Here is a 9551-nt window from a genome sequence, read left to right as displayed (position 1 = left end):
CGAACTCAGAAGTGAAACGCCGTAGCGCCGATGGTAGTGTGGGGCCTCCCCATGCGAGAGTAGGGAACTGCCAGGCATCAAACAAGTGAAGAAACCCTGAACGAAAGTTCAGGGTTTTTTTACGTCTATATAACGCTGAAATTGCATGCAATCGCCCTAATTTCACCCCAAAATCCCTTACTAATCACAAATTAGCACCTTCAACGTCATCCAATTCCCGAAACCGCCCAACACGTGCTTTACTGAATCCTTTGGCATTAATTTATCGCAAGGAAATGAGGTAAGACATGACCGACTCACTACAACAAAAAGTGGCACCATCTGAATCAACGATAAACAGCAAACAGCGCATCTGGGCGATTGTTGGCGCATCATCAGGCAATCTGGTCGAATGGTTTGATTTCTACGTTTACTCCTTTTTCTCACTCTATTTCGCGCATGTATTCTTCCCGGCAGGCGATACCACTACGCAGTTACTGCAAACAGCAGGCGTATTCGCTGCTGGATTTTTGATGCGTCCGATTGGTGGCTGGCTGTTTGGCTATATCGCCGATCGCCATGGACGTAAAAACTCAATGCTGATTTCTGTCTGCATGATGTGTTTAGGATCCCTAGTGATCGCCTGCCTGCCAGGGTACGGCGAAATTGGCGTAGCGGCACCGGTGATCCTGCTGCTGGCGCGTATGTTTCAAGGGTTGTCAGTGGGAGGAGAGTATGGCACCAGCGCCACTTACATGAGTGAAGTCGCTTTAGAGGGCCGTAAAGGATTTTACGCATCATTCCAGTATGTGACGCTGATCGGCGGGCAGCTGTTAGCGGTTCTTACCGTGGTGGTGCTGCAACAGATCCTCAGCGACGAAGAGTTGCGCAGTTGGGGTTGGCGTATCCCCTTCTTCCTTGGCGCCGTGCTGGCTGTGGTCGCTCTGTGGCTGCGTCGCTCACTGAATGAAACCTCCGAGAAAAAGAATCGGGAACATAAAGATGCGGGCAGCGTTATGGGTTTGCTGCGCAATCACTCACGCGCATTTCTGAAGGTATTGGGCTTTACTGCCGGCGGTTCACTGAGCTTCTACACCTTTACCACCTATATGCAAAAGTATCTCGTCAACACGGCTGGGATGGATGCACGCAGTGCCAGCGGATTGATGACTGCTGCATTGTTCGTCTTCATGCTGATTCAGCCGATCGTTGGAGCGCTTTCAGATAAGATCGGCCGTCGATCCTCGATGATGATCTTTGGTGCGGGTGCAGCGATCTGTACCGTACCGATCCTGATGATGCTGCAAAATGTGCAGAGCGGTTGGGCCGCATTTGCACTGATCATGCTGGCGCTGATTATCACCAGCTTCTATACCGCCATCAGTGGCATTCTGAAAGCAGAAATGTTCCCGCCAGAAGTGCGCGCGCTAGGTGTTGGCTTATCTTATGCGGTGGCTAATGCGATCTTTGGTGGTTCGGCCGAGTATGTCGCTTTACTGCTGAAGAAAGAGGGGATTGAAACCAGTTTCTTCTGGTATGTGTCGGCGATGGGGGCATTGGCCTTCGTTATTTCCCTGATGCTCCATCGCAAAGGGAAGGGCATTGCACTGTGATTATTGGCTCAAATTCCACAATGCAACGCCAGTCGCGGCTCCAGCCACATCATAGCTGAGATCTTTCCAGCTCCAGCCGCTCCCCGAGGAGCGGCTGTCATACAACTCTTTTCCTACGCCAAAACTCAGCGAGAGCAAAAAACCAAAACGTAAGTTTTGCCCACGGCCCTGATGTTGATGCTGGGAAATTTCGCTGCCGGCAGCGGCAAGTGCAGCAGAAGAGAAGAAGTGTTCGGCTTTGTCTTTACCAGTCCAGTTATCCTGCGCCACATGCGCACATCCACTACAGAGTAAAGTCATGCAGAGGATGAGCGCACGCATCGGCTAGAGTAAGCGACTGATAAGACGGTCAATACGGATACGGCGTAGACGACGGATTAACTTACGTACTTTCGCCGGATAGTCAGAAATACTCTCTAATTCGCGGAAGTGCTGAACCGTCGTAGTATGTTCACGAATCAACGCCAGCTCTTTCTCGCGCTGTTCTGCCAGCTCATTCTTCGGATCATGGATAAGCACCGCATTTTCCAAATCCAGTCGCCAGGCGCGCGGATTAAGGTTATTACCGGTAATCATCATCCACTCGTCATCCACCCAAATGCCTTTCAGGTGATAACTGTTTTCGCCGTCTTTCCACAAACGCACCGTCAACTGGCCGTTATTGACGTAATACTGCAAACGGCTCAGAAAGCGTCGCAGGTTGATCTCATACAGATAGGGCAGTGCGCCGATGATTTTAAACGGCTGATCAGGCGGGATGTAGAAATCGTTGGCGGTTTTATCGCCCACGATGATCTCCACTTCTTTACCCTGACGCAGCAGGTGGATCAGATTACGCACCAGGATCGCTGGCAGGTTGAAGTAAGGCGTGCACAGCGTCAGTTTACGCTCGGCGCACGGCATCAAATGGAAGATGGTTTTATTGAGCAGACTGCGTTTGCCAAGGCCCACCAGTGGCGTGACCGCCAGTGACTCATTGTCGGCGTTCCCCGAGAACTGATAGTTAAAACTGCGCAAATCCTGACGGAATTGACGTGTTTCGTTTTTGATCTCAGGACTGGAGGGGCGCTCGGTTTGGTCGAGGCGATTAACCGCGTCGGACTGCTTAAGATTTTCGCAAATCCACGCGTACATGGTGTCAGCCAATTGTGGATTGCGGATTAGCTGATAGCGATCATAGCGATATTTATCATGCTGATGCAGATAAACATCATTCAGGCTGGCGCCGCTATACAGTAAGGTGTCATCAATAATGAAGCCTTTCAGATGCAGTACGCCAAGTGCTTCACGCGTGTTAACGGGAATGCCATACACTGGAATAGCGATATCGGGATGCTGTGCTGCCATCTCGCAATACCAATCAGCGTTGGTCAGTCCACGAGCGGCGCCAATTCGACCACGCTGCGCACGATGCCAATCCACCAGAATGCTGACATCCAGCTCCGGACGTGCCTGACGCGCAGCATAAAGCGCCTGCATTATGCCACGCCCGCCGTCGTCGTTCTCGAGATAGAGCGCGGCGATGCAAATGCGTTTTTCCGCCGTCGCGATTTTCGTCAGCAGGGTTTCACGAAACTCGGCAGGCGAGTAGAGCGTGGTCACATCCGACACGGATTGTGACAGTTTAGGCAGCTGTGCGAGGTGTTGTTGGTGTTTATTGCGTTTAAATTTAGACAACATCACAGTGCACTTCTTCTCTGTTCATTGCATGGCCTTTTGCCATCAAATCATGATCCTAACGGTAAATAATAACATCAACCGGCCTGATAAGGAGGATTTTTACCTTTCTGTACAGGATATCATCACGCCTCACCGAGCGGTAAATTCAGGCTGACAATGCCATCATCCAATTGAATATTCACACGAAAATTCAGTTTTCGTGCCAGCGTAATCATGCCCGTGTTGTGTGGCATGGTGATACCGTTCAATTGTTGCAGACCATGATCGCGGGTATAGCGGATCATCTTTTCCAGCAAACGTCTGCCCATCCCGAGTCCTTTCAGATCGGAGCGCACCAGCACCGAAAATTCCGCATCAATGTTATCGGCATCCGAGATCGCACGCGTCACACCAATAATCTCATCATTCCCGTCGTGCTGTCGTACTGCAACAATCGCCATTTCCCGGTCATAATCGATTTGGGTCATATTGGCGAGGTCTTCATGGGTAAACTCATTGATTTCGCTGAAATAACGGTAATAGAGATCTTCTTTCGTCACCTGAGCGATAAATGCGCGCAGCTGTGGTTCATCCTCGGGCAAAATTGGGCGAAACAGGCAATACTGTCCATCTTTCAACTGCACCTGTTCTTCAAGATGATGCGGGTAAGGGCGAATCGCCAGACGCGCTTCGTTATCACCGGTAAAGGGCGCGAGTTGCAGCGTGACATCCAGCAAGGTGAATTCATTAGCGGAGGCCAGCAGCGGATGGATATCCAGCCGCTGGATCTCAGGGCAATCCACGACCAGGTTTGAAACCTGCACCAGCAATTGGCTCAGCCCGGCAATATCCAGTGGACGCAACGCACTGCGACTGCGCACTTTGCCGCTCTTCATCGCCTGAATCACCAGATAACGCGCCAGCGTCATGTTCAATGGGGGGAGTGCGACAGCCGCCTGTTTATCGGCCTGCCACTCTACGCCGCCTTCACCCAGCATAATGATGGGACCAAACAGCGGATCTTGCTCCACTACCACGCGTAATTCCTGCGCACCCGCACGATTCGCCATGCTTTGTACCAGCAATCCATCAATTCGGGCTTGAGGATGGGTGTGGCGCACGCGATCAAATATCGCTTCAGCGGCCTGCTCGACCTCCTCACAACTGCGCAGATACAGCATCACGCCCTGAACTTCTGATTTGTGTGGAATATCCGGCGACCGCAGCTTAAGCGCCACCGGATAACCAATCTGATCGGCAATAGTGGCGGCCTCACGGCTGTCACTCGCAATCCAGGTCGGTAGCGTCGACAAACCATATGCTTGCAGCACCGGCTGCACTTCGTGGGTATCCAGGGTGGTAATCCCCTGATCCAGCGCTTGTTGAATCAGTAGGTGCGCCTGCGTACTATTTTGCGTCAGGCCGATCGGCAAGGCGGGGGTTTCACGCAGTTGCTTCTGGTTACGGCGATATTCGACCTGGTGCATGAAAGCGGTCACCGTGCCTTCCGGTGTGCGCCAGGTGGGGATTCCGGCCTGAGTGAAAGCACGACGAGCGGCTTGTGACGAGTATTCGCCACACCAGTTAGTGAGAAGTGTCACCTGTTTACCGCGCGGATGTTTTGCCACTGCCGCAATAATTTGCTCGGCCGTTTCGGTGGCGGGAGACACGGCGCTCGGGGCATGGATAATCATTAATGCATCGAGTTCATGGCTATCCAGTAGTTGTTCAATGCAGGCAACATAGCGCGCTGGGGTGGCATCGTCCTTGAGATCCAGCGGATTACCGCGGCCAACGCCTTCGGGCAACAACGTGGTCAAGGCTTGTAAAGTCTCATCACTCAGCGTAGCCAGTTTGCCATTACGCGCGTACAGCTCATCCAGTGCTAAGGCAGCGGGGGCTGCGCCATTGCTGATGATCATCAATCTATCCCCTCGCAATGGACGCATATGGCTCAGCGATTCCACCGCTGAAAACAGTTCATGCGTGTCCTGCACGCGCAATAATCCGGCGCGTTGGATCGCCGCATCCCATGCCGCATCCAGGCCACTGAGTGTGCCAATCATCGCCTGTGCCTGATGGCTGCGACCGCTTTTGATCACCAGAATCGGTTTATTGCGTGAGGCGCTACGAGAGGCCGAAACGAAGCGGCGCGCATCACTGAGATGCTCCAGATAGAGCAGAATAGCGCTGGTTTTACCGTCACGCGCCAGGAAATCCAGCAAGTCATCAACATCAATATCCAGACTGTCGCCCAAAGCGATAAACCAGGAGAAGCCGAGATTGCGCTGCTGAGCCCAATCAAGAATGGTGTTGGATACCGCAGCGGATTGAGAAATAAAGGCAATGCAACCTTTTGCGATCGGCACCGGCGAGAAGCTGGCGTTTAATCCTTGCCACGGGGCCAGCAATCCCAGACTGTTCGGGCCGAGCAGGCGAATTTGCCACTGGCTGGCGCAGGCTTTCAACTCTTCAAGCTGACTGGCGGGCGAGGAGAGAATGATGCAGGCTTTGCAGCCTTTTTCACCCAGCTGCTGCAGCAGCTCCAGATTGCGTTTGGCATGAGTACAGATAATGGCGAGATCGGGTGCGAACGGCAGGTTGGCAATATCCGGCCAGGCCAGCACACCGCTCACGGCTTTATACTTCGGCGTGACCGGCAGCACCGGACCGCTAAATCCGCCAGCCAGCAAATTACGCATCATAAAGTAGCCGGCGCGCCCCGGTGTAACTGACGCACCAATCACCGCGATTGATTTAGGTCGTAACAGTGCTTCCAGTCCGCGTTGGCTCATCATCCGCTCCCGACATCAAGATTGGCATGATTGTAAACGCTTTTTACTCTGCTTGCCGACTCGCCGATCGCAGGCTGAGGATCTCTTTTAGGTTCCAGCGCTTTAAATGGCCGATGTACTGCATATTCTGCTCGCTATGCCATGCTGAGACATCTCCATCACGCAGATGCATGAGATCAGCCGGACTGACCCAGCTCGCCTGTCCCTGAAGTAGCTCGACGCCTGCATGGCGATATCCTGCGATGACGAATTCTGAGCAGAAGAAGCGATTGGCTTGAGGATCGTCAACGTCGGCGAGTTGCACGCGCGCTAATGCAGTAAGACAGGCACTGCGTAGATTTTCATGCATTAGCGGCAGCTCGCAGACGCGGCGCGAAACCATAAACGGCATGAACATCACGATACCTTTGAAATTGTATTTTTTGCCTTGTTGCTGGTGGGCAAATTCGCGCAACAGCGAGCTTTGGTCTTGAGTGAGGCTGGGCACGCGTAGCACCAACACATTATTACTCTCCTCAATAGCCTGTTGCAGCGGAATGATTTTGACACCACTGCCCACGGCTTCCGCCACTTGCCGATCACCCAGGTAGATTGCGGCATGGCTGACACCGCTGAAGCTAATCAGGCGAATGCCCCAGGATTGAGGCGAGGTGGCGGAGGAGAGCAGCAAATCACCGGGCTGCAATTCAGCAACACTAATGATGCCACCTGGGCGTGTGCTAACGGATTGTAACTGCAGTGGGTAAGGGCGGTCAGTTTGCGGTGCCGTGCTGCAGCCCGCTATCAGCAGCACAACAAGCCACCAGACTTTCATAGCGCATCATCCTTATGTTGGGAGCCAACTCCATGGCGATGTGCGACTATAAATCAAACGGACGAGTTAAAAAATCAGGCGATCCTTACAGCATGCTTTCCTGGTAGTGCACAGGATGATGCGGCTTGCCTGCCAAATAAGCGTGGCGGAAATGCTCAAAATGCTGCTTTAACGCGCTTGCTGCCTCAACATCGCCAGCCTGTTCCAGCAGCGCGGCGGCCACTTCAGCGGTACAGTGCTGGCCCTCGCCGTGCGCTTCCCGCAGCGTGTAGCGCGACGGTGTGGAAACGTTGAGTGACATCACCGGGAACGCATCCAGCCAGGGGCTTTTGCGGAACATTTTGCGGGCTTCGGTCCAGGTGCCATCCAGCATAATAAATAGCGGTGGTTTGCCGGTGAGCGGAGGTGTGGTGAGGACTTCCCTGCCTGCATCGGCATACGAGCCCGGAAATACTACCAGTGGCTGATAATCGGTGGTTTGCACTGCTGCGAGCATCGCTTCATCAGGTTCGGTGCGTGACCAGCCAAACGCCAGCGTATCAGGCAGGATATCGGCAATCAGGCGTCCGGTATTGCTCGGCTTCATCGGCTCGGTATCGAACATCACCAGGCAAAAACGGCTGCGTGCTAGCTGCGGTTGCAGCGTGGCACACAGGCAATTTTTTTGCGGCAACAGACAACGCTGGCAACGCAACACGCGATTGCCACGGGCAAGAAACGGGCGCGTAGCGCGTGCTAAACGTTGCGCACGTAAGCGCAGAACGGCATTTTCAGACATAGAATCGCAGGCAGGAAAAAACGCCAGTTTAAATGAAGGCTAACGGCAAGGCCAGCACAGGGGCTGGCCTGAGGTGCTTAAAGTGATTCGTCGAGCCACTCATTAAACGGCGCTTTGGGCATTGCCCCGTTTAACATGTCGACCATCTCACCTTTTTTGAACACCATAATGGTCGGGATACTGCGGATGCGGAAGCGTGAGCTGAGTGCCGGTTCGGCTTCCGTGTTCACTTTCACAAAGCGCACTTTACCGCGGCGTTCGTCAGCGACATCCTTAAAAACAGGCGCGAAGTTCACGCACGGACCGCACCACGGCGCCCAAAAGTCGACCACCACGGGCAGATCGTCCTGCAAATATTTATCCAGCGTGGCTGCCGTGGCATTCACGACTTCACCATTGAACAGCTCGTCGCCACAGCGACCACACTTGGCGCCATCGGCAATACGTTCCTCGGGAACGCGGTTAGTTGCCTGACAGGAGGCACATACAGTATTCATCGTCACCTCAAACCGGACCTGTAAATGTTATGATTGCCGAACATTATGAAAAGGTTGAGTGCTATGCTCAATCTGGATTGCCCAATAGGTTCAATAGTTGATAGCTAAGCTCCAGCACATCAGGTAATCTTCGCGCTCTCAATGCAGGAGGAATAAATGAACGACGAATTTAAAGGCAAAAGCGGCAAGGTAAAAGTGATGTATGTACGTGATGAGGATGCAGGCCAAAAGCCAAATCCCCGTACCGGCAAAGGCGGCCGTCCTGCTGCGCGCCAGGAAGATAATCGTCGTTCTGGTCCTCGTACTGCACGTAATAATGAAGAAGGTGGTCGCAGCAGTGCAGGTGGACGCGGAACGCCCGCACGTGATGCACGCAATGCTGACCGCGGTCGCAGCTTCGGTCGTCGCGATGATCGTGATGACAATCGCAGCTTTGGTGATTCACCGTGGCGCACCGTTTCACGCCCACCGGTTGCGGACGATAGCCAGATTGATGAGGCAGCGAGCAATAAGCCGGTCATCGACCCCGAGCAGATTCGCCGTCAGCGTCAGGAAGAGACGCGCGTTTATGGCGAAAATGCCTGCCAGGCGCTGTTTGCCAGCCGCCCAGAGAGCATTGTACGTGCCTGGTTTATCCAGAGCGTCACCCCGCGCTTCCGCGAAACGCTGCGTTGGTTAGCGGCCAACCGTAAAGCCTACCACGTGGTGGATGATGCCGAGCTGACTAAGGCTTCAGGCACCGAACACCACGGCGGCGTGTGCTTCATCATCAAGAAACGTATGGGCATGGAAGTCTCTGAGTGGCTGAAAAAAGCGGATGCCAGGGATTGCGTGCTGGCGCTGGAAGATGTCAGCAACCCGCACAATCTCGGTGGCATCATGCGTAGCTGCGCACACTTCGGTGTGAAAGGTTTGCTGGTTAACGATGCTTCCCTGCTGGAATCAGGTGCGGCAGTACGTACTGCCGAAGGTGGCGCAGAACATGTGCAGGCCATCAGCGGTGAAAGTTTTGCCAGCGGTCTGGAAGCCTTCCGCAAAGCGGGTTACACCATCGTGACGACTTCAAGCCATGAAGGCACGCCGCTGGCGAAAGCTGAGCTGCCAGCCAAAATGGTGTTGGTACTGGGGCAGGAGCGTGAAGGTCTGTCCGACAGCGCCTTCCAGCAGGGTGATATCAGCCTGTCGATTGGCGGTACCGGCAACGTTGAGAGTCTTAACGTCTCCGTGGCGACTGGCATTCTGCTCGCCGAATGGTGGCGTCAGAACGCATAAAAGAAAACGGGCCTTCGGGCCTAATGCCGATCAGTTAAGGATCAGTTGAACGATCCAGTGGCTGTGTAAGAATCCGGAAACGCTTCGTTTCCGGATTTTTTTATGCAGCTCAGTCAGGCCCTTGATATCGTCTCTCGTTACGAT

At 53.6% G+C, this 9551-nt stretch carries 8 protein-coding genes and 1 rRNA gene; 3 read left to right on the top strand and 6 right to left on the bottom strand.

Translation table 11 applies throughout. The features are described from left to right. Positions 1–76, top strand: a 5S ribosomal RNA gene (gene rrf / locus F3J37_RS28645); the annotation flags it as partial. Positions 77–287: 211 nt separating this feature from the next. Then, positions 288–1592: an MFS family transporter gene (locus tag F3J37_RS27480; RefSeq protein WP_166936781.1), complete on the top strand. Its 1305-nt coding sequence runs from the start codon at positions 288–290 to the stop codon at positions 1590–1592. Here F3J37_RS27480 and F3J37_RS27475 read toward each other — a convergent pair whose 3' ends face one another. The 6 genes from F3J37_RS27475 to trxC form a co-directional block, all read right to left on the bottom strand. Next, positions 1593–1913, bottom strand: a complete 321-nt coding sequence (locus F3J37_RS27475) for a YfiM family lipoprotein (RefSeq protein ID WP_166936779.1) — start codon at positions 1911–1913, stop codon at positions 1593–1595. 3 nt (positions 1914–1916) lie between these two features. Next, positions 1917–3272: a CDP-diacylglycerol--serine O-phosphatidyltransferase gene (gene pssA, locus F3J37_RS27470; protein WP_166936777.1), complete on the bottom strand. Its 1356-nt coding sequence runs from the start codon at positions 3270–3272 to the stop codon at positions 1917–1919. 122 nt (positions 3273–3394) lie between these two features. Beyond that, on the bottom strand, positions 3395–6046 hold the full coding sequence (locus tag F3J37_RS27465) for a bifunctional acetate--CoA ligase family protein/GNAT family N-acetyltransferase (RefSeq protein ID WP_166936775.1): 2652 nt from the start codon (positions 6044–6046) through the stop codon (positions 3395–3397). A gap of 43 nt (positions 6047–6089) precedes the next feature. Beyond that, positions 6090–6860, bottom strand: coding sequence for a YaeF family permuted papain-like enzyme (locus F3J37_RS27460; protein WP_058959191.1), 771 nt, complete (start codon positions 6858–6860; stop codon positions 6090–6092). Between the two features lie 85 nt (positions 6861–6945). After that, complete coding sequence (locus F3J37_RS27455; protein ID WP_166936773.1) at positions 6946–7638, bottom strand: tRNA-uridine aminocarboxypropyltransferase; 693 nt, start codon at positions 7636–7638, stop codon at positions 6946–6948. A gap of 77 nt (positions 7639–7715) precedes the next feature. After that, the gene (trxC, locus tag F3J37_RS27450; protein ID WP_034825465.1) at positions 7716–8135 is read right to left on the bottom strand and encodes a thioredoxin TrxC; all 420 of its coding nucleotides are present in this window, start codon (positions 8133–8135) and stop codon (positions 7716–7718) included. Between the two features lie 156 nt (positions 8136–8291). Here trxC and F3J37_RS27445 point away from each other — a divergent pair, with 156 nt between their 5' ends. Then, complete coding sequence (locus F3J37_RS27445) at positions 8292–9407, top strand: tRNA/rRNA methyltransferase (protein WP_166936771.1); 1116 nt, start codon at positions 8292–8294, stop codon at positions 9405–9407. Positions 9408–9551 lie beyond the last annotated feature (144 nt).

The organism is Candidatus Pantoea communis, from assembly GCF_011752685.1.
In the GTDB taxonomy this organism is placed as follows: Bacteria; Pseudomonadota; Gammaproteobacteria; order Enterobacterales; family Enterobacteriaceae; genus Pantoea; species Pantoea communis.
Note: the sequence above shows the minus strand (reverse complement) of the source record. Positions and strands in the feature narration are given on the sequence as shown.